Source organism: Saccharothrix sp. ST-888 (genome assembly GCF_000955975.1).
GTDB lineage: Bacteria > Actinomycetota > Actinomycetes > Streptomycetales > Streptomycetaceae > Kitasatospora.
Genome location: NZ_JYJF01000961.1, coordinates 1 through 304, shown reverse-complemented (window position 1 = coordinate 304; position 304 = coordinate 1). Strand labels below are relative to the sequence as shown.

Below are 304 nucleotides of genomic sequence, written 5' to 3'. Positions count from 1 at the left end.
GTCCCAGACCGGGTACCAGATCCGCTCCGGCAGGGCGGGGTCGAGCGTGCCCTGGGGCCGCAGGAGCACGGCTGCGCCGCCGCGGGGCGCCGGCCCCCCATGCCGCGACCGTGAGGTGGCACCGGCCCACCACGGCCCCGTCGGACTCGCCCGCCGCGGTCGCGCCTGGCTCGCCGTCCGCGACCGCGGCGTCCGCGGGGTCCGGTTCACCGCCGGCGCGCCGCTGCTGCGCCCCGGCCTGGTCGGCATCGTCGCCGCCTGCGCCGAACTCGCGCCGCGCCCCGAGCTCTCGCTCACCACCAAC

At 80.6% G+C, this 304-nt stretch carries 1 pseudogene; it reads left to right on the top strand.

The window, feature by feature from the left end:
* Nucleotides 1-115 precede the first annotated feature (115 nt).
* Nucleotides 116-304: pseudogene (locus UK12_RS35180) on the top strand (hypothetical protein); the annotation flags it as partial.